This is a genomic window from Streptomyces albus subsp. chlorinus (assembly GCF_013302895.1).
GTDB lineage: Bacteria > Actinomycetota > Actinomycetes > Streptomycetales > Streptomycetaceae > Streptomyces > Streptomyces chlorinus.
The window spans coordinates 593293-613073 of record NZ_VJOK01000001.1 but is presented as its reverse complement, the minus strand read 5'-3'; the positions used below and the strand labels follow the sequence as shown (position 1 = coordinate 613073).

Below are 19781 nucleotides of genomic sequence, written 5' to 3'. Positions count from 1 at the left end.
GCCGGCGCCCCGTCACGGCCACCGCGCCCCGCCAGGGCCACGGTTCCCCGGCACATCACGGCACGTACGCCACGGCCGGTCCGGCCGCTGTGCTCCCGCCCTCCCCTCCGGACCGGGCGCACCGTGTCCCGCCGGGCCGTACGTGCCGTACGGCACAGGTTCGGGCGCGGTGAGGTCCGGCATGGGGTTTTGTGCCGCTCAGCGGTCACGACCGGGTCGTTGCCCGGTTCGGGCCGCGGTCTCGGTCCGGGGCGGCCCGGGTGAGGTCTTCCAATGCCAGCGCTTCGGCCACCGGCAGCCCGGCGCGGTCCGCGAAGGCGAGACGCGCGCGCACCTCCGCCATGGTGCGGGGCCGGTAACCGGGGCCGTCATAGCAGCACCCGCAGCGGGGGTGGAACCGCAGCCCCGCCTCCAGCACCGCGCCGAGCGCCCGCCAGCCGTCCCGGTCGCGACGGGAGGGCACGGCGAGGCACACGCCCGCGTCGGTCAGCGCCACCCCGCACCCCGGGCACGCCGCGGGCGAGCCGTTCCGTTTGAGGGAGAGGCGGCACCGTACGCAGACGTGGTGGGACCGCCTCGTCGCCGGGTTTCCGGAAGCCATGCCCCGACAGTAGGGCCCAGACCGTGCCCCGGCACGCGATTTCCGGCACCGCGCGGAAGGCGGACCCGGACGACCCGGACCCGGAGGTCTCAACCGCGCTCGCGGAGGTACGTCTCCAGCTCGGCGGCCCCGGTCAGCATCGCACGCGCGCGGGCGGAGAGCCGGCCGCGCCAGTCGTCCAGTGCCGCCTCCAGCGGCTCCAGCCCGCCGGCCGCCCGCACCTGGGCGATCAGCGGGGCGATCTGCTCCAGCAGGTAGCCGCCCCGCCTGAGCTGGTGGGTCAGCCGGGCGTCCCGTACGTCGGCCTCGTCGTAGACGCGGTATCCGGTCTGCGGGTCGCGGCGCGGGCGCACCAGCCCGGCGCGCTCCCATTTGCGCAGCGTCGCGGGCCGGATGCCCAGCTTCTTCGCGAGCGGCCCGATGAACGTGCTGCCGGGCCCGGACCCCGCGGCCGGCGGGTGGCCCGGACGGGGTTCGGGCGTCGCGCCGGGTCCCAGGTCGCGGAGGGCGCTCTCCACGGCCTGCAGGGTGCGGCGGTCGTCGAGAAGCTGGAGGTGGCTCTCGTCGATGAGGCGGAACGCCTCCTCCGTCGCGTCCTCGTTCACCGCCCGCATGATCGACGTCGCCGTCCGGTGGCCGTGTGCGGGCACCAGGGCGAGGAACGCGCGCAGGGCTTGCGCGTGCAGCGGCGTGTAGGCGCGGTAGCCGTGGGGCGTGCGAGCGGCGGCCGGAAGGATGCCGGCCTCCTCGTAGTTCCGGACCGCCTGCGTGGACAGGCCGTGCCCGCGCGCCAGGTCGATCGGCCTGAGCCGCTCACCGCTTCGGAGGTTCCGCACCATGCACGTGAGGTTATCGGGGGGCCTCGCCGGAGGACCGGCGAAGTCGTTGCGGCCCGGGCCGTGTTCGGCCTGCCGGCGAGCGGTGAGCGGCGAGCGGTGCCGGCAACGCGTCGTGCGGTGCCGGCAACGCGTCGTGCGGTGCCGGCAACGCGTCGTGCGGGAGGGCCACCGCGTGGGTCTCCCTCTGGTTGCGGAGGCCGGTCGGGTCCCGTCAGGTGCCCTCGGGACTCGCCGGTTTCGCCGGGAGCGTCGGCCGCCGGCCCTCGGTGGGAGGGTCGGTTGCCGGCAGGCCGCGCAGGAGGCTGTCCAGGAAGAGGTCGAAGCGGACGGGTGCGTCGCCCATCAGCCGCTGTTCCTGGGCGCCGAGCCAGGTGACCAGTGAGGTGCCGAAGATGTACCAGCTGTGCATGGCCATGCGGGGTGAGGCGCCCGCCGCGGTGAAGGCGGAGACCACGGCGTCCTGCATCGTGGTGAAGGCCCGGGAGTGCCGGTGGGGCCGGGAGACGCGGGTGGCGTAGCCGGGGACCGCGAGGAACTCGTCGTGGGCGGCCCAGGCGAGCCGGGCCAGCCAGTCGCGCCAGTTGTCCGGTGCGGGCGGGTCCGCCGGGACGATCTTGTCGATGACCGCCTCGCTCACCAGGTCGATCACTCCGTCCCGCCCTTCGACCCAGCGGTAGAGGGCGGAGTGCGAGACGCCGAGGCGGGCGGCCAGCTCCCGCATGGAGAGCGCTTCCAGATCGCCCGAGGCCACGGCGGCGCGCACGATCGCCTCTCTGCTCAGCCGTGCGGGCGGGCCGGGTCGCTTGCCGGGGGGAGTCATGACCAGGACTTTACCGAGTCGGCCGGCGGTGCTGCGGACGCACTGGTGACCACTGGTCTCTATTGAGTTAGGGTGACCTAACCATGCTGTCGCCAAGGGCGCCCGCACGCGGCCAACAGCGCGCGGAGAGGGGAGAGTTGTGTTCGCACGGAGTCCGAGGAGCGCCGGGGCCGCCGACACCGGCGAGGCGGTGGAAGCCGTCGAGGCCGGACAGGCGGCAGAGGCTGCCGCGACGTCCGGGGCCGCCGGGGACGGCGCCGCCGCCGGTCGCCGGGGTCGGTCGGCGTTGCGCATGTGGCTGGCCTGCGGGGCGATGTTCCTCGTCGTCCTGGACGCCACGATCGTCTCCGTCGCGCTGCCCGCCATCGGTGACGGGCTCGGGATGGGCGGCACCGGGCCGGGCTGGGTGGTCAACGCCTACACACTCGCCGTCGCCGGCTTCCTGCTGCTCGGCGGCCGGCTCGCCGACCTGTACGGCACCCGCGCGGTGCTGGTGGGCGGGCTGGTCGTCTTCACCCTCGGCAACCTGGGGTCGGCCGCGGCGGCCGAACCCGCTCAACTCGTCGCGGCCCGGGCCCTCCAGGGCGTCGGGGGCGCCCTGCTCATGCCCGCCACACTCACGGTCGTCCACCGGTCCTACGACGATCCGGTGCGGCGTACCAGGGCGCTCGGGCTGTGGAGCATGGTCGGCGCTGTCGGCGCGGCCGCGGGTACCGTCGCGGGCGGTTTCCTGACGGACGCGCTCGGCTGGCGCTCCGTCTTCTGGGTCAAGGTGCCCCTCGGGGCGGCGCTCGTCCCCCTGGCCCTGCTGACGCTGCCGCGGCGGAGGCGCGGGCGCACGGCGCCCGGCCGGCTCGATATGGCCGGCGCCCTGCTGGTGACCTCGGGGCTCACCGCCCTCGTCTACGGCGTCGTCGCCCTGCGGGCTCCGGCCACCCGCGCCGGGGCGCAGGCCGGGCTGGCCGCGGCCGTCGTCCTGCTCGGTCTCTTCCTCCTTCACCAGGCCCGCTGGGCACGTGTCCCGCTCGTACCGCTGCGGATCTTCGCCCACCGGTCGGTCGGCAGCGCCAATGCCGTGGTCTTCTGCCTGGGCGTCGCCTACCTCGCCAGCCCGGTGCTGCTCGCCCTCCACCTGCAGCGGGTGCTGCACTACAGCCCGAGCCGCGCCGGGTTCGGCTTCCTGCCGTGCGCCGTCACCGTGATGGCCGGGGCGCACTTGGCCGGACGTCTCACCTCGCGCTGGGGCGTACGCCGCACCACGGTCCTCGGTATGGGCGTGACGGCGGCCGGATTCCTGCTGCTGGCGCGGGTGGGGGTACACAGTTCCTTCTGGCCGGACATCGCTGTGCCCTCGCTGGTGTTCGGACTCGGTGCGGGGCTTTCCTTCACGCCGATCACCGTCTGCGCCACCGGCGGTGTCGGTCCCTCCCTCACGGGCCTGGCCTCCGGCCTGCTCAACACCACGCGCCAGGTGGCGACCGCGCTGGGTGTCGCGGTGCTCTCCACCCTCGCCGAGGCGCACGGGGGAGGGGTGGCGGAACTGGCCGACGGGTACGCGCGTGCCTTCGCCGTCTGTGCCGTACTCGTCCTGCTCGGGGCGGTGACGGCGGCCGTCTGGATGCCCGGTCCGCGCCGGGGCGCGTCATAGCGGCACCGCGCGTCCCGCGTCCACGGAGGCGGGCGGAGGGAGATCCGGAGACGGGGCCGGAGCAGGGCCGGAGACGGCGCCGGGGGCCACGGGAAATCCCCGGCGCCGAATTGCGGAGCGGGGATTTCCTTGGCTATATTCGGGGTTTCTGTGTGCCCACAGAAAAAGCCCTCATCGAGGGCTTCACTGGTTGAAGTTTATTGGGCAGGGAGCCGATTTGTCAAACCGGGAAAGCGCCGAGCTGCACAACGAGCAGGAATACATCGATCACCTTTATGCGCGGGTCGATGCCCTGCGCGGGCAGGCCGCGTCGGCCGTCGAGGAGGCGCAGACGCCGACCGGCAACACCCAGCAGGCCCGCGTCGAGCGGGACGTGCTCGTCGCCGAGCGCTCCGGGCAACTGGCCGCGCTGAACGCCGTGGACGGCTCGCTGTGCTTCGGCCGTATCGACCTCGCCGACGGGACGACCCACCACATCGGCCGCATCGGCATCCGCGAGGACGACCGGGTGGACCCCGAACGCACCCCGCTCCTCGTCGACTGGCGCGCCCCGGTCGCCCGCCCCTTCTACCTCGCCACCGGCCACACCCCCATGGGCCTGCGCCGCCGGCGGCACATCACCACCCAGGGGCGCACGGTCACCGAACTGCACGACGAACTCCTCGACCTGGGCGACACGGAACGCACCGGGCACGAGGACCCCACCGGTGACGCCGTGCTGCTCGCCTCCCTCAACGCCGCGCGCACCGGCCGGATGAGCGACATCGTGCGCACCATCCAGGCCGAGCAGGACCGCATCATCCGCGCCCCGCATCGCGGCGTCCTGGTGGTGGAGGGCGGGCCCGGCACCGGCAAGACCGCCGTCGCGCTGCACCGGGCCGCGTTCCTGCTGTACGAGCACCGCGAACTCCTCGCCCGACGGGCCGTGCTGATCGTCGGCCCGAACCCGGCGTTCCTCGCCTACATCGGCGAAGTGCTGCCCTCGCTCGGTGAGACGGGCGTGCTGCTGTCCACCCTCGCCGAGCTGTACCCGGGGCTGGAGGCGCGCGGCACCGACAGCCCGCGGGCCGCGGCGGTCAAGGGCCACGCCGAGATGGCGGAGGTCCTGCGGCTGGCCGTCCGCGCCCGGCAGCGGGTGCCGGAGCCGGGGGAGCCCCTGGTCATCCCGCACGACGACGGGGACCTGGTGCTCGACTGGCACACCGCCGACGAGGCCCGCGAGGCGGCGCGGGCCACGCGGCTGCCGCACAACCTGGCCCGCCCGCACTTCGTCTTCCGGATCCTCGACGCGCTCACCGCCCAACTGGTGGAGCGGATCGGCGCCGACCCCTACGGCGGCCCCAACCTGCTGGGCCCGGACGATGTCGCCCAGCTCGGCAAGGCGGTGGCCGCCAACCCCGCGGTGCACGCGGCGATCGCCGGGCTGTGGCCGCGGCTCACCCCCGAGGAGTTCGTCGCCGACTACCTGGCCGAGCCCACCGGGCTGTCCGAGGAGGACGCCGCGGCCGTCCGCCGTCCGGTCACCTCGCCCGCCGACTGGACACCGGCCGACGTGCCCCTGCTGGACGAGGCCGCCGAACTGCTCGGCGAGGACGACTCCGCGCAGCGGGCCGCGGCCGAGGCCGAGCGGCAGGAGCGCATCGCCTACGCGGAGGGGGTGCTGGAAGTCGCCCGGGGCTCCGAGTCGTTCGAGTTCGAGGACACCGAGTCGGAGATCCTGGCCGCGCACGACATCATCGACGCCGAGCGGATGGCCGAGCGGCACGAGGAGACCGACCACCGCACGGCGGCCGAACGCGCCGCCGCCGACCGCACCTGGGCCTTCGGCCACGTCATCGTGGACGAGGCGCAGGAGCTGTCCCCCATGGCCTGGCGGCTGCTGATGCGGCGCTGCCCCACCCGGTCCATGACGCTCGTCGGCGACCCGGTGCAGACGGCGGCGGAGGCCGGTGTCGGCTCCTGGGAGGACATCCTGGCCCCCTACGTCGAGGACCGCTGGGAGCACACCCGGCTCGGCGTCAACTACCGCACGCCGTCGGAGATCATGGAGCTGGCCGCCGCCGTCGTCCGCGCCGAGCACCCGGGCTTCGAGCCGCCGTCCTCGGTGCGCTCCACCGGGGTCCGTCCGTGGGCGCGGCGGGCCGCCGGTGAGCTGCCGGCCGCCGTCGCCCGGGAGGCGGCGGCCCGCGTCCCCGAGGAGGGCCGTCTCGCGGTCATCGCCCCGCGCCGTCTGCACGAGGCACTGGCCGCCCTGCTGCCCGGGGTCGCCGCGGGCGCCGAGCCCGACCTCACCCGGCACCTGGTGCTGCTCGACCCCCGCCAGGCGAAGGGCCTCGAGTTCGACCGGGTGCTGGTCGTCGAACCCGCCGACTTCGGCACCAGCGACCTGTACGTCGCCCTGACCCGGGCCACGCAGAGCCTCGGCATCCTGCACGAGGCGCCGCTGCCGCGGGCACTGGAGGAGGCGCTGTCCGCCTAGGGCCTGGACGCGGAGCGGTGGTTCACCCTTTCGTGGCCGCACTCGGCGGTCCCGGCCGCGTTGTTCCTCACAGAGGGCGGGAAAACGCGGGAAGCGGGTGCGCGATGGCTGGATCGGCGACGCGGGTGTGCATCGGTGTGGTGGCACCACTGACCGGGAGGCTGGCGCCGCTGGGCGAGCCGCTGTCGTTCGCGGTGCGGACGCTGGCTCCCCGGCTGGCCCGGCTGCGCGACGGCGGGCGCGCCTGCCAGGTGCGTATCGCCGTGCGCGACAGCCGCTCCGACCCGGAGGCCGCCCGCCGGGCCGTGCGGGAGCTGGCCGAACAGGACGGGGCGCACATCGTCCTCACCATGGCGGGCACCCAGGTGCTGCCGGCGGCCACCGACGCGTGCGAGGCGCTCGGCGTCCCCTGCGTGTCCACCACCTTCCCCTGGCAGGCGTACGGGTACGCGCGCGGCGGTGACCCGCAGCGCGCCTTCCGCTGGACGTACCACTTCGCCTGGGGGCTGGACGACATCGCCGCCGTCTTCGCCGACATGTGGGAGCGGCTCGGGGGGCGGCAGACCGTCGGGTGCCTGTGGAACCGGGACCTGCAGGGGCGGCTGCTGCGGCACGAGCGGTTCGGCTTCGCGCCGGTCGCCGCCGCCCGCGGCCACCTCCTCCTCGACCCGGGCGGCCACCCGGAACCGGCCGAGGACCTCGGCGCCCACATCGCGCGGTGGCGGGAGGGCGGAGCACGGGTCCTCACCAGCGCCGCCACCGCCGCCGACCTCGCCTCGTGCCTGCGCCAGGCCCGCGCGGCCGGCCTCACCTTCCGGCTGGTGACCTGCTCGCGCTGGCTGACCTACCCGCACACCCGCACCAGCGCGGCCGCGGACGTGCACGAGGAGCTGGCCCGCGCCCGGGTGGCCACCCTCGTCTACTGGAGCCCCGACCACCCGCACCGCTCCAGCCTGGACGGGACGAGCTGCGCGGAGCTGGCCCGCGCCTACCAGGAGGCGACCGGGCACGGCTGGCTCCAGCCCCTCGGCCTCGCCCACGCCCTCTTCGAGACGGCCCACCAGGTGCTGTCGGCCGCACCCGACCCGACCGACCGGGCGGCCGTCGCCCACACGCTCGCCAAGACCCGCGCCGAGACCGTCGTGGGCCCGCTGGACTGGACCCGCGGGCCCACCCCCAACATCGCCCTGCTGCCGCTCGCCGGCGGGCAGTGGCAGCCCGCACCGAACGGTCCCCGGCTGGCCGTCGTCAGCAACACCCGCGTCCCCGGCGTGCCGCTGACCGGCGAGCTGCGCCCGGTGGCCTGACGGGCCGGGCCCGCCCCGCCGCCTTCCCGAGTTGTCGGCCCGCCCGCGCGGGACCACCATCGTGGGAAAGGCCCAGGGACGGCGGAGGAGGTGCCGGTGGCGGAGCGGACCGCGCCGACGGGCGGCGCATGGCCGGGTCTCCGGGTGGCGGACTGGGCCGAGACGCGGGACACCCTGCACATGTGGACCCAGATCGTCGGCAAGATCCGGCTGGCCCATGCGCCGCTGGTCAACCACTGGTGGCAGGTGACGCTGTACCTCACCCCGCGGGGGCTGACCACCTCGTCGATCCCTTACGGGACGGGTGCCTTCGACATCGAGTTCGACTTCGTCGAGCACCGGCTCGTCCTCCGTACCAGCGACGGGGCCGGCCGCGCCGTGGAGCTGGCCCCCAAGTCCGTGGCCCGCTTCTACGAGGAGACCCTGCGGGCCCTGCGCGAGCTGGGTGTCGAGGCGCCGATCCAGGACCGCCCCAACGAGGTGGAACTCGCCATCCCCTTCCCCGAGGACACCCGGCACGCCTCCTACGACCCGCACGCCGCGCACCTGTTCTGGCGGCAGCTCCTCCAGACCCACCGGGTGCTGAGCCGGTTCCGGTCCCGGTTCGTGGGCAAGGTGAGCCCGGTGCACTTCTTCTGGGGCGCCATGGACCTGGCGTGCACCCGCTTCTCCGGCCGCCCGGCGCCGGCCCACCCGGGCGGCGCGCCGCACTGCGGGGACTGGGTGATGGTGGAGGGCTACTCCCGCGAACTGAGCAGCTGCGGTTTCTGGCCCGGCGGCGGCGAGGAGGGGGCCTTCTACGCCTACGCCTACCCCGAGCCGGACGGCTTCCGGGACCATCCGGTGGTCCCGGAAGCCGCGTACTACAGCGAGGAGAACGGCCAGTTCCTGCTGCCGTACGAGGAGGTGCGCACCGCCGGTGACCCGGACCGGGTGCTGACCGGCTTCCTCCAGTCCACCTACGAGGCGGCGGCGGAGCTCGGCGGCTGGGACCGCGCGGCGCTGGAGGACGATCCGGGCCGGTGGGACCGGGAGCGCCGCCGCTCCACGCCCGGCGCCGGGGGCGGCGCCCGCCCCGGGAGCTGACGCGCCGGGGCGGCGTGTCACATTTCCGGGCCCCCGGCCGGTCGTACGGGTATGAACGTGAGACTCCGGTGCGCCATCCTCGGACTGCTGGCCCTGTCGGCCTTCTCCACCGGCCTGTGGGCCTACTTCTTCCCGGAGGCGTGGTACGAGAACTTCCCCGGCTTCGGCAGGAGATGGCTGCCTCCGCTGGGCCCCTACAACCAGCACCTCGCCAAGGACACCGGCGCCCTCCTGCTGGCGCTGGGGGTGCTGGCGGTGGCCGCCGTGGTCCGGGTGCGCGACGACTCCTTCGTCCGCGTCACCGGCGGGGTGTGGCTCGTCTTCAACGCCCTGCACCTCGTTTACCACATGCGGCATCTGCACGTGTACGGGACGACGGACAAGGCCATCAACATCGTGGCGCTGTCCGGGGCGGTGGTGCTGGCCGCGCTCCTCCTGCTGCCGGCACCACCGCCCGCCGGACGGGACGGCGGGAAGTGACGCGCCCTTCCGGCGAGTGATCCGCCCTTCCGGCGCGGCCCGGGACGGCGCGGCCGGCCCGGAACGGATCAGCGGCGGAGCCGGAGCCGGTGGACCTGGTCCTCGCCCCGGGGGCCGGCCTTCGACTTGTCCACCACATAGGCGGTGCCGCGCGAGACGGTGACGTGGTTCGGGTGGGGGCCGGCGGCCAGCCTCTCCACGACGGTGCCCCGGCGCGGGTCGATCACGGTGAGGTCGCCCGCCGTGCGGTTGGCGGCCAGCACCCGGCCCGAGCGCGGGTCGGTGGCCACCGAGAGGGCGCCCTCGCCGGTCGGCACCGTCCGGGTGACCCTCCCCTTGCGCAGGTTGACGACCGAGACGGTGCCCGCCGCCTGGTTCGCGGTGTAGGCCGTGCGGCCGTCGGGGGAGAGGGCCACGGAGATCGGGCCGTCTCCGGCGGGCAGGAACTTCGGGGCCTTGGCGTGCGGGGAGAGGGCGATGATCCGGTCGCCCGCCAGGTCGGTCGCGTAGACCGTGCCGGTGCGCTCGTTGACCGCGAGCCCGGCGGGGGAGGCGCCCGCGACCGTGACGCGCTTGGTCTCCTCGCGGGTCCGGGTGTCGAAGGCGACCAGGGTGCCGTCGCCGAAGCCGCCGGCCCAGGCGGTGCCGTGCCGCTCGTCGACCACGATCTCCCGGGCGTGCGCGACACCGTGGAGGGTCGTCAGGTGCCTGCCGTCGCGCTGGCTGTAGACGGCCACGGAGTCGTCGCGGGTGTTGGTCGTCCAGACGGTGTTGTGCTCGTCGTCCACCGCGACTCCGTAGACCGCCTCGACCGCGCCGGTCTCCGGGTCGGTGACCGGGGGCCGGTGGGCGGACCTCACCTTCAGGGTGCGCGGATCGACGCGGAGCAGGGCGGAGTCGGTCACGGGCGGCCGGCCGACGGCCGCGGTGGCCCACAGGACGCGGTTCCGCTCGGAGTACGCGGACTGGTAGAGGCCGGCGGCGAGGGGCGCGGTGGTGACGGCCGGGCCGGTGCGGGGGGCGGGCTGTGCTGTCGCGGTGGCGGCCGGGGCCAGGGTGCTTCCGGCTGCGAGGGCCACGGCGAGGGCGGCGGATCGGCGGATACGGCAGGTGAGCGTGCTCATGCTGCGTCCAACTCCTCGGTGAACGCGCCTCCTGGTTGAGGCGGACGAGAGGTAAGTTAGCTTAGCCTTACCTAAGTCTCATCTCCGGGGGTGGACCGCCCCCGGTTGCCCGCCGCGTCCCTGGGAGCCCAGCCCCATGACCCCGACCGCCCCGCCCGAGGGCGCGCCGCACCGCCCTCCCCGGCTGCCCCGCCCGCATCCGGTGCCCCGGCTCGCGGAGCCCGGCTTCCCGCTGCCCGGCCCCGGCACCGCCTCCCCCGACGCCTTCTGGGCCGATGTCCGCCGCCTCGGCACCCCCCTGGTAGCCCCCGACCCCCACGGCAGCCCCGAACACCGCGCCGTGACGTTCCTGTGGCGGGGCACGGCCGCCACCCGCGCCGTCCAGGTGCTGCCCAACAAGCTCGCCGACCCGCGCGACCCCGAGGGCAACCTGATGACCCGCGCACCCGGCACCGACATCTGGCACTGGACCGTCCGGCTGCGCCACGACTGGCGCGGCACCTACGACTTCGGCGTCGACGAGGGCGACGGCCCCGAGCGCGGCGGGCCCGGCTACTGGTCCTGGCTGCGCGGCCGTCGCCGCACCGACCCGTACAACCCGCGTACGCTGCCGCGCCGTTGGGGCGGCGAACCGCTCTCCTGCGCCGCACTGCCCGCCGCGCCGGGCGCCGAGGACTGGCGGTACCGGGCCGAGGTGCCGCACGGTGAGGTCACCGGGCACAAGGTCGCGAGCGCGCGTCTCGGCACCGTCCGGCGGGTATGGCTCTACACCCCGCCCGCCACCACCGCGCCGCCCTCCCACGGGTACCCGGTGCTGGTCCTGCTGGACGGCGAGCACTGGCAGCCCCGGCTCGGTGTGGCCACCCTGCTGGACAACCTCATCGCCGACGGGCGCATCCCGCCGCTGGTCGCCGTGCTCCCCGACTCGGTGGACGCCCGCACCCGCTGGCGGGAGCTGAGCTGCCGCCCCGCGTTCGCCGCCTTCCTCACCCAGGAGCTGCTGCCGTGGGCCGCCGGGCTGGTGCCCGTCACCGACGATCCCGCGCTCACCGTGGTGGCCGGGCAGAGCCTGGGCGGTCTCACCGCCGCCTACGCCGCCGTCGAGGCCCCCCACCGGTTCGGCAACGTGCTGGCGCAGTCGGGGTCGTTCTGGTGGCCGGACGGCCCGGCCGCCGAGTGGCTGACCGGCCGCCTCGCCGCCTCGCCCCGGCTGCCCGTCCGCTTCCGGCTCTCCTTCGGCGAGCAGGAGTGGGTGGCCCTGCCCGCCGCCCGACGGCTGCGCGACACCCTCGCCGCCAAGGGGTACGGCGACGCGGTCCACCGGGAGTTCAACGGCGGCCACGACTACCTGTGCTGGCGCACCGAACTGGGGGACGGCCTGGTGGAGTTGTTCGCCGGGTCCACGCGCTGAGGCCCGGCCGGCACCGCACCCTCCGTGGTGCGCGGCGCCGGCCGGGCCGTGGCGCCTGCCACCGGCCGCTTCTCATCACTCCAGTCGCGCGAGCCGCCCGGCGAGCACCTCGGCCAGCGTGTCGAGGTGCTCGCCCCCCAGCAGCCCCGGGTGCGTGCAGTCCAGGTCGTGGTTGTCGACGGTGCCCGTCACATGCGGCAGCCACGCCCGGTGGGTCAGCCAGTGCTCGGCGCGCGGGGCGGCGGCGGTGAAGAACAGCACATCGCCCTCGTACACCCGGTGTACGTGCTCGCGCATCATCCGGGCGTGGTTGGGCACGATCTCCACGATCCGCGCCAGGGTCCGCCCGGACAGCCCCGCCAGCGGGCTCCCCGCGCGGCTCAGCGTCGCCAGCACGTCGTCGCGGTCACGCTCGTCCGTGCGGTCGAAGCCCGCCATGCGCAGCACCGCGGTGAGGGCGTCGCCCTCCTCGGGTGCGGGCCGCTGACGCCACTGCTCGGCGGGGAAGGCGTCGAGCAGCGCGAGCAGGTCCACCCGCTCCCCGGCCTCCTGGAGCAGCACGGCGGCGGTGTGCGCCAGGACCCCGCCCACCGACCAGCCCAGCAGCCGGTAGGGGCCGTGCGGCTGGACGGCGCGGATGCGTGCCGCGTAGTCGGCGGCCTCCTCCAGCAGCGTGGCCGGCAGCGGCTCGTCGTCCCGCAGCCCCCGGGCCTGGATGCCGTGGACGGGCTGGTCGGGGCCGAGCCGCGCGGCCAGCCCGGCGTAGCACCAGGCCAGGCCGCCCGCCGGGTGCACGGCGAACAGCGGCGGGCGGGTTCCGGTGGCGCGCAGCGGCAGAACGCCCCCCAGGGCGTCCCCGGAACCCGGGCGTGCCGCCTCCGTCCGGGCGGCGAGCGCGGCCGGGGTCGGCGCCTCGAACAGCGAGCCGATGGTCAGCTCCGTCCCGAGGACCTCCCGCACCCTGGCCACCAGCCGTACGGCCAGCAGCGAGGTGCCGCCCAGGTCGAAGAACGCGTCGTCCGGGCCCGCGTCGGCCACGCCCAGCACCTGGGCGAAGAGCCGGGTCAGCGTCTCCTCGCGCGGTCCCGCGGGGCGCCGCCGGCCGCTGCCCGACCCGGTGAAGACCGGCGCGGGCAGCGCCCGGCGGTCCAGCTTGCCGTTGGGCGTGAGGGGGAACGCGTCCAGGGCCACCACCGCCGAGGGGACCATGTGCTCGGGCAGTTCGCGGGCCAGCGCGGCCCGGACGGCCGCGGGCTCGGCGTCGCCGGTCACATAGCCGACGAGCCGCTGCTCGCCCGGCCCGTCCTCGCGTACCGTGGCACAGGCCCCCGTCACGCCCGCGCAGGCCGCCAACGCGGCCTCCACCTCGCCCAGTTCGAGGCGCTGGCCGCGCAGCTTCACCTGGTCGTCGGTGCGGCCCAGGTACTCCAGCTCGCCCTCGGCGGTCCAGCGTGCCAGGTCGCCGGTGCGGTACATCCGGCCGCCGGGCGGGCCGAAGGGGTCGGCGACGAAGCGTTCGGCGGTCAGTCCGGGGCGGTTGAGATAGCCGTCGGCCAGTTGACGGCCCGCCAGGTACAGCTCTCCGGGCACCCCGGGCGGGCACGGCCGCAGCGCCGCGTCCAGCACGTAGGCACGGGTGTTCCACACCGGGCGGCCGATCGGCACCGGCCCTTCGGCGTCCGGGGCGCAGTCGTGATAGGTGACATCGACGGCGGCCTCCGTGGGCCCGTACAGGTTGTGCAGCGTGGCGCCGGGCAGCGTCCGCGCGAAGGCGCGCGCGGCCGGCCGGGGCAGGGCCTCGCCGCTGCAGAAGACGCGGCGCAGGCCGCCGCACCGTGCCGCCTCCGGCTCGCTCACGAACGCCTGGAGCATCGACGGCACGAAGTGGCAGACGGTGACGCCCTGCCGGCGGATCACCCGCGCCAGCCGCACCGGGTCCCGGTGCCCGCCGGGTTCCAGCACGACCAGGGCGGCCCCCTCCCGTAGTGGCCAGAAGAACTCCCACACCGACACGTCGAACGACGACGGGGTCTTCTGGAGCACCCGGTCCTCGGGGGTGAGCGGATAGGCGTGCTGCATCCAGCGCAGCCGGTTGTCGATGGCCGCGTGGGAGACGACCACGCCCTTGGGCCGCCCGGTGGAGCCGGAGGTGTAGATGACGTAGGCGGGATGGGCGGGGGTCAGCGGGCGGGCCGGGGGCACCGGCGGGTAGGCGTCCAGCGCGGTCCCGTCCAGCTCCGCGAGGACGGCCGGCCGGGTCGTGGCGCCCTCGGGGAGCCGGTCCGGCCGGTCGGTGACGGCGCACACCGGCGCGGCGTCCTCCAGCATGAACGCGAGCCGTGCCGCCGGGTAGCCGGGGTCGAGCGGCAGATAGGCGGCGCCCGCCTTCAGCACGGCGAGCAGGGACACCACCAGGTCCGCCGAGCGCGGCACGCAGACCGCCACCACCGTGCCCGGCTCCGCGCCGAGCGTGCGCAGGTGCCGGGCCAGCCGGTTGGCACGGGCGTCGAGCTGGGCGTAGCTGAGGACCGTCGAACCGTCCACCAGGGCAGTGGCCGCCGGTGTGCGGATGGCCCGCGCCTCGATGGGGCCGATCAGGGTGGTGGGCGGCAGGGTGCGGGCGGTGCGGTTGAACTCGTCGAGGACCAGCGCCTCTTCGGCCGGTGTGGCGAGGGAGTGCCGGGCCAGCGGGGTGTGCGGGTCGCTGTTGGTGAGCCGGGCCAGCAGGTGGGTGAAGCGCTCCTGGTGAGCGGCCAGTTCGTCCGGGGTGTGGAGCGCGGGGTTGCCGTCGTGGTCGATGTGCAGGCCGCGGCCGTCGGCACGGTCGTAGACGTTCACCGTCAGGTCGTCCACCGGCCCGGCGGACAGGTTGCGCGCCCGCACCGGGGCGCCCGCGAAGTCCACGGCGTAGTCGAACGGCATGACGTTGACCAGCGGCCCCACCAGCCCCCGGCCCTCGCCCAGCAGCCCCAGGCCGCGGCGGATGTCCTCGTACCGGTAGCGCTGGTGGCGGCGGGCCTCGCGCACGCCGCGCACCACCTGGCGCACCAGCTGGGCGAGGGTGTCCTCGGGCCGGACGGTGAGCCGCAGCGGCAGCACGTTCATCACCATGCCCGGCACCCGCAGGGCGACCGAACCCATCCGGCCCATCATGGGCAGGCCGAGGACCACCTCCTCGCGGGCGCTCGCGCGGGAGGTGTGGAGCGCCTGGGCGGCGATCAGCAGATCGGGCCAGGTCGCGCCGAGGCCCTCGGCCACCTCCCGCAGCCGCTGTGCCGCTCCGGGTCCCAGCCGGGTGGTGCGGCGGTGGAACGTGTGCGCGGGCAGCGCGCTCCGGCCGGCCAGCCGGGGCGCCTCCGGGCGGTCGGCGAAGGCGCCGAGCCAGTGGTCGCGGTCGGCCGCGTACGCCGCCGAGGAGCGGTACTCCGCGTCCTCGGCCACCAGGTCGGCCAGCGGCCGGAACCGGCACGGCGGCGGCTGTTGGCCGTGCGCCAGCGCCGTGTAGACCTCGGCGGTACGGCGTACCAGCAGACCGTGCCCGTAGCCGTCCATGACCAGGTGGTGGACGCGCTGGTACCACAGCCACCGCTCCTCGCCGACGCGGAAGAGGGCGTGCCCGAACAGCGGTCCGGCCGCCAGGTCGCACGGGGTGGCCAGGTCGGCGCGCATCCACTCCTCGGCCCGCCGTTCGGCCTCGGCACCGGCGGCGGGGCCGGTCGCGCGGGGGCCGGTCGCGTCGGGGCCGGCGGCGGGGCGCAGGTCCCGCACGGTCAGCGGCACCTCCACCGTCTCCCGCACGTACTGGCGCGGCCCGTCGGGGGTGTCCGCCACGCGGACCCGCAACGCGTCCGCCTCGGCGGCCACATGGCGCAGCGCCGCCGCGAAGAGGCCGGGGTCCAGCGGGCCGTCGACGCGCAGGCACTCGGCGGTGTTCAGGGCCGGGCTGTCCGGGTCGAGGGCCTGCGCGTACCACATGCCCTCCTGGGCGGCGGTCAGCGGCAGTCGGGTCCCGCCGCCCGGTGCGGGAGCGGGGTTCGGTCCGGTGGCCGGGGCGGAGTCGGAGGCGGACAGGAGGGTCACGCCGCCCCCAGCAGGGGGACCCACGCCTCGATGGCGGGTGTCTCGGCCAGGTCCGCGAAGTCGGCGCGTACCCCGTGCTCGCGGCGCCAGCGCTCCAGCAGCGCCATCAGGCGGACCGAGTCGAGCCCGAGGTCGGCCAGGTCGCCGTCCAGGGGGATGTCCGCCGGGTCCTCGCCGAGGGAGGCGGCGACGTCCTCGCGGATCTGCTGCGGTGTCAGCGGCATCGGTTCAGACCTCCGTGCGGTCGGTGTCGGGGGGAGTGCCGTGGGGGCCGGTCCCGGCGCGGGTGCCGGAGCCGACGCGGGCGTCGGTGAGTTGGGTGACCAGCGCGTCCGTCGTGGCCACCACGGCGCAGCGGCCCGCGGTCCAGCGCAGGGCCGCGTCGTGGTCGGCGCGGGAGAAGTCGGCGACCGCGTCAGCGGCGACGAACGCCCGGATGTCCCGCATCCACGCGTCGCAGGCGGTCACCTGCACCCCGATGTGCGCGTACACCCCGGCGATCACCAGGTGGTCGCGGCCCCGCTCGCGCAGCAGCCGGGCGAGTGGGGTGCGGACGAACGCGCTGTACTTCCACTTGGTCAGCACCCGGTCGCCCGCCGCCGGGGCGACGGACTCCGGTACGGCGAGGGCGTCCGGATCGTCCTTCACCCCCGGCCCCCAGAAGTCGGCCTGGAGGCCGCGTTCCCGGGGCGTCTGCCCGCCGCGCTGGGCGGAGTAGACGACGGGCACGCCGAGGCGGCGGCACACCTCCAGCAGCCGCGCGGTGTTGCCGAGCATCCCGATGAGGGGCTGCCGTCCGGCGGGGAAGGCGCTGAGGAAGTGCTGTTGCAGGTCGTGGACGAGCAGCACGGCACGGGACGGGTCCACCCGCCAGTCCGCCCGGTTCGCGGGCAGTTCGTCGGCGGCGGGCAGGGGATAGGGCTCGATGGCGGGAAGCGCCATGGTGTCGGGGGCCTTTCAGTGCTGCGGGGTGGTGGCCGCGGCGGACCGCAGCCCCTTCTTGCTGACCTTGCCGATCCCGGTCTGCGGGAAGGCGGTGACGAACTCGACCAGGTCGGGGACCTTGTAGGAGGCCAGGCCCCGCTCCCGTACGAACCGTTTGATGTCGGCCGGCCTGAGCGGTGCCGCGCCGGTGCGGGGAATGACGTAGGCGAGGGAGCGCTCGCCCAGGTACGGGTCGGGCACGGCGACGACGGAGACGTCGTGGACCGCCGGGTGGGCGAGGACGATGTTCTCCACCTCCTCGGGGGCGATCTTCTCCCCGCCCCGGTTGATCTGGTCCTTGGCGCGGCCCTCTACCACCAGGTGGCCGGTGGGGGTGCGGCGCACCAGGTCGCCGGTGCGGTAGAAGCCGTCCGGGGTGAAGGAGCGCGCGTTGTGCCGCTCGGCGCGCCAGTAGCCGCGGATGGTGTACGGGCCGCGGGTCAGCAGGTGGCCGGAGGCGCCCTCGGGCACCTCGGCATCGTCGTCGTCGACGATGCGGATCTCGTCGTCGGGGGAGATGGGCCGCCCCTGGGTGGTGACCACCGTCTCCGGATCGTCGTCCAGCCGCGTGTAGTTGACCAGCCCCTCGGCCATGCCGAAGACCTGCATCAGCCGGCAGCCCAGGGCCGGCTCCAGCCGCCTCGCGGCCTCCTCGCTGTACTTGGCGCCGCCGACCAGCACCAGCTCCAGGCTCTCCAGGTCCTGCCGGGCGGCGGGCCCGGCCTCGGTCCACACCAGCGCCAGCGGCGGCACCAGGCCCGTCATGGTGATCCGCTCCCGCGCCACCAGCGGGAAGGCCGTCGCCGGGTCCGGGGACGGGCACAGCACCACCCGGCCGCCCGCGGCCAGCGTGCCCAGCCAGCCGGGGGAACTCATCGGGAAGTTGTGGGCGGCGGGCAGCACGACCAGGAAGCGGGTGTCCGCGTCCACGCCGCAGATCTCGTTCGAGCCGTACAGCGAGTACAGGTAGTCGTCGTGGGTGCGCGGGATCAGCTTGGGGGTGCCGGTGGTGCCGCCCGACAGCTGGAGGAAGGCCACCTCGTGCGGCTCGGGCCCGGCGAGCGGCTGCGACGGCTCGCACGCCACCTCGGCCAGCGGGGTGTGCTCGCCCGCCTCCCCGACGACGAACACATGGCGCAGCGTGGGCGTTCCGCGCTGCAGGCGCGAGGCCAGCTCGCGGTGGTCGAAGCCGGCGTGCCGGTCGGGGATCACGTACGCCACGGCCTCGGTGAAGGAGCAGAAGTAGGCGATCTCCGTCTCGCGGTGCGCGGGCAGCGCGTAGACGGGCAGCGCGCCGATCCGGAACAGCGCGAAGACGACCTCGGCGAACTCGCCCACGTTGGGCAGGTGCAGCACCACCCGGTCGCCCTTGCCGATGCCGCGCGCCGCGAACCCGGCGGCCAGCCGGTCGGCCCGCTCGTCCAGTTGCCGGTAGGTCCAGGTGCGGCGCTCGGGCGCGGGATCGACCAGGGCGATCCGGTCGGGGTGCCGGGCCGCGCGTTCCCGCAGCATCCGCCCGAAGGTCTCCCCGCGCCAGTAGCCCTTGGCGCGGTAGCGCTCGGCGAACTCGGCGGGCCAGGTGGGCGCGTCCAGGCCCGGGGTGGTGGCGGGCAGCGGGGCGCTGCCGGTGTCCGGCCGCACGGCGCTCACAGGGCGGCTCCCACGGCGTCCAGGAAGGTGCGGAACTTCGCGCCGGTCTCGGCGGTCTCCGCCTGGGGGGAGGAGCCGGCCACCACGCCGGCTCCCGCGAACAGCCGCAGGAGCCGTCCCTCCGCCTCGGCGCAGCGGATGGTCACCACCCACTCGCCGTCCCCGTCGGCGTCCTGCCAGCCGACCATGCCGGTGTAGGCGCCGCGTTCGAAGGGCTCGCAGGCGGCGATGACCGCCCGGGCCGCCTCGACGGGGGTGCCGCAGACCGCCGGGGTGGGGTGCAGCGCGGAGGCCAGGTCCAGCGCGGTGGTGGCGGGGTCGGTCAGTTCGCCGGTCACGGTGGTGGACAGGTGCCACATGGCGGCGGTGCGTACCAGCGTCGGCGCCCCGGGCACCTCCAGGCGGGTGCAGAAGGGCGCCAGCGCCGCCTTCACCGCCTCGACCACGACGGCGTGTTCGTGCAGATCCTTCGGGGACTCCAGTAGCGCGGCGGCGCGCCGTACGTCCTCGGCCAGGTCGCCGCTGCGGGGCGCCGAGCCGGCCAGCGGGTTGGCGGTCAGCCGTCCGCCCCGCCGGGCCACCAGGAGTTCGGGGCTGGCCCCGACGAGAGTGCGGCCCGGCCCGCTGGGCACGGCGAAGGTGTAGCCGGCCGGGTCGCGGCGGGCCAGCCGGCGCAGCAGCGCGGACAGGTCGGGCTCGTGCGGAGCGGTCAGTTCCAGGGTGCGGGCCAGCACGACCTTGTCGAGTTCCCCGGCCCGCATCCGCGCCACGGCCGAGGCGACCGCCGCGCCGTAGCGCTCCGTCGACGGGACCTGGCGCACCTGCCAGGGGCCGGTCTCCTCCGGCTCGGGCACGGGCAGCGCCACCAGGGGGTCCTCCCGCAACGGCGGCGCCCAGCGCACCCGTTCGGGGACCGCGAGGGCACCGGGCGCGTCCGGGTCGAAGGGCAGGGCGCCCACCACCAGCGGCGCGGGCTCGCCGTCCCGCCGCCGCGCGGTGAGCGCCTCGCGCACCCGCAGCGGCACGGGTCTCGCGTCGTCCGGTATCTCCTCGGCCGTGCCGTGGGCCAGCAGTGTGCGGTGCGGGGTGGCCAGCAGCCGGTCGGTGCCGGGCCGGTAGGCGTCGAGGAGGGAGGTGGCCGCGCCGGGGGACAGGCGCGGCGCCGGGGCGGCGGGCGGGCCGGTCCGGGGGGCCGGTGCGGGAGGGGTGCGGGTCGGGACAGTCATGGGTTCTCCACGGGAGGGGGCACGGTCCGGCGGCGGGGCGGCGGCG

Annotated in this window: 15 protein-coding genes; 6 read left to right on the top strand and 9 right to left on the bottom strand. The window is 75.5% G+C overall.

Going from position 1 to position 19781, the window contains the following annotated elements; translation table 11 throughout:
• Positions 1-205: 205 nt before the first annotated feature.
• From FM076_RS02835 to FM076_RS02825, 3 genes are all read right to left on the bottom strand, one after another.
• Positions 206-601, bottom strand: coding sequence for a hypothetical protein (locus FM076_RS02835; RefSeq protein ID WP_173868365.1), 396 nt, complete (start codon positions 599-601; stop codon positions 206-208).
• An 89-nt stretch (positions 602-690) separates the two neighbouring features.
• Complete coding sequence (locus FM076_RS02830) at positions 691-1440, bottom strand: TioE family transcriptional regulator (RefSeq protein ID WP_173868364.1); 750 nt, start codon at positions 1438-1440, stop codon at positions 691-693.
• Between the two features lie 211 nt (positions 1441-1651).
• Positions 1652-2260, bottom strand: a complete 609-nt coding sequence (locus tag FM076_RS02825) for a TetR/AcrR family transcriptional regulator (protein WP_173868363.1) — start codon at positions 2258-2260, stop codon at positions 1652-1654.
• A 139-nt stretch (positions 2261-2399) separates the two neighbouring features.
• Between FM076_RS02825 and FM076_RS02820 the strand changes: the two genes are divergently transcribed.
• The 5 genes from FM076_RS02820 to FM076_RS02800 all read left to right on the top strand — a co-directional run bounded on the left by FM076_RS02820 (position 2400) and on the right by FM076_RS02800 (position 9260).
• Positions 2400-3908, top strand: coding sequence for an MFS transporter (locus tag FM076_RS02820; RefSeq protein WP_202034908.1), 1509 nt, complete (start codon positions 2400-2402; stop codon positions 3906-3908).
• Between the two features lie 217 nt (positions 3909-4125).
• On the top strand, positions 4126-6387 hold the full coding sequence (locus FM076_RS02815) for a HelD family protein (RefSeq protein ID WP_243274277.1): 2262 nt from the start codon (positions 4126-4128) through the stop codon (positions 6385-6387).
• A gap of 104 nt (positions 6388-6491) precedes the next feature.
• Positions 6492-7694, top strand: a complete 1203-nt coding sequence (locus FM076_RS02810) for an ABC transporter substrate-binding protein (protein ID WP_173868362.1) — start codon at positions 6492-6494, stop codon at positions 7692-7694.
• Between the two features lie 96 nt (positions 7695-7790).
• Positions 7791-8780 (top strand): DUF5996 family protein, encoded by a 990-nt coding sequence (locus FM076_RS02805; protein WP_173868361.1) that lies wholly within the window; start codon positions 7791-7793, stop codon positions 8778-8780.
• Positions 8781-8831: 51 nt separating this feature from the next.
• Entirely contained in the window at positions 8832-9260 is a 429-nt protein-coding gene (locus tag FM076_RS02800; protein ID WP_173868360.1) for a hypothetical protein, read from the top strand.
• A 68-nt stretch (positions 9261-9328) separates the two neighbouring features.
• Here the strand turns inward: FM076_RS02800 and FM076_RS02795 are convergent, their stop codons facing one another.
• Positions 9329-10384, bottom strand: coding sequence for a YncE family protein (locus FM076_RS02795; protein ID WP_173868359.1), 1056 nt, complete (start codon positions 10382-10384; stop codon positions 9329-9331).
• A gap of 136 nt (positions 10385-10520) precedes the next feature.
• On the opposite strand from FM076_RS02795, the gene fes reads away from it, so the two are divergent.
• Positions 10521-11795, top strand: a complete 1275-nt coding sequence (fes, locus tag FM076_RS02790) for an enterochelin esterase (protein WP_173868358.1) — start codon at positions 10521-10523, stop codon at positions 11793-11795.
• Between the two features lie 75 nt (positions 11796-11870).
• Here the strand turns inward: fes and FM076_RS02785 are convergent, their stop codons facing one another.
• The 5 genes from FM076_RS02785 to FM076_RS02765 are packed head-to-tail and all read right to left on the bottom strand — an operon-like array spanning position 11871 to position 19735.
• Positions 11871-15875 (bottom strand): amino acid adenylation domain-containing protein, encoded by a 4005-nt coding sequence (locus tag FM076_RS02785; RefSeq protein WP_428814647.1) that lies wholly within the window; start codon positions 15873-15875, stop codon positions 11871-11873.
• Entirely contained in the window at positions 15872-16099 is a 228-nt protein-coding gene (locus FM076_RS02780) for a phosphopantetheine-binding protein (RefSeq protein WP_173868357.1), read from the bottom strand. Before FM076_RS02780 ends, FM076_RS02785 begins: the two co-directional genes overlap by 4 nt.
• Before the next feature lie 4 nt (positions 16100-16103).
• Positions 16104-16817: an isochorismatase family protein gene (locus tag FM076_RS02775; protein WP_173868356.1), complete on the bottom strand. Its 714-nt coding sequence runs from the start codon at positions 16815-16817 to the stop codon at positions 16104-16106.
• Between the two features lie 15 nt (positions 16818-16832).
• Complete coding sequence (locus FM076_RS02770; RefSeq protein WP_428814646.1) at positions 16833-18509, bottom strand: (2,3-dihydroxybenzoyl)adenylate synthase; 1677 nt, start codon at positions 18507-18509, stop codon at positions 16833-16835.
• Positions 18506-19735: an isochorismate synthase gene (locus FM076_RS02765; RefSeq protein WP_173868355.1), complete on the bottom strand. Its 1230-nt coding sequence runs from the start codon at positions 19733-19735 to the stop codon at positions 18506-18508. Before FM076_RS02765 ends, FM076_RS02770 begins: the two co-directional genes overlap by 4 nt.
• Positions 19736-19781: the final 46 nt, after the last annotated feature.